Here is a 534-nt window from a genome sequence, read left to right as displayed (position 1 = left end):
CACCAATTTTTGGTGCAATACCTTAAACTCACCATCAAAGATTGGCTCAGGAAAAGCTTGTCCGAATGGCCCACCAGCGCGCAACTGCTCCGCAATGTGCATAGAAAACTCTTCCGGTTTTAACTCGCCATCAGTAAGAATCACGCCTTTTAGAGCCGCTTCGTCGAGCTCATTTTTTACCACTTCATCGAATAAACGACTGAAACGCTCAAAATCTTGCTCTTTGATGGTTAAGCCTGCCGCCATCGCGTGACCGCCAAACTTGATGATCAAACCTGGATTTTGCGTATCGATGAAGTCCAACGCATCACGCATGTGTAATCCAGGAATCGAACGACAAGAACCCTTGATCGTCCCTTCACCACCGTCAGCAAAGGCAATGACTGGACGATGGAATTTCTCTTTGATACGCGAAGCGAGAATACCAATCACACCTTGGTGCCAATCGCGCTGGAACAGCGATAAGCCGTATGGCAGCTCGCTGTTTTCGCCAAACTGCAAACGTTCACAAAACGCCATCGCTTCTTGCTTCAT

1 protein-coding gene is annotated in these 534 nt (G+C 47.9%); it reads right to left on the bottom strand.

Annotation, left to right across the window (positions count from 1 at the left end):
• Nucleotides 1-534: DHHA1 domain-containing protein (locus tag R8O10_RS27225; RefSeq protein WP_318192232.1), on the bottom strand; the 534-nt coding region annotated here is incomplete at both ends.

The organism is Vibrio sp. 1727 (genome assembly GCF_033344415.1).
In the GTDB taxonomy this organism is placed as follows: Bacteria; Pseudomonadota; Gammaproteobacteria; order Enterobacterales; family Vibrionaceae; genus Vibrio; species Vibrio alginolyticus.
Note: the sequence above shows the minus strand (reverse complement) of the source record. Positions and strands in the feature narration are given on the sequence as shown.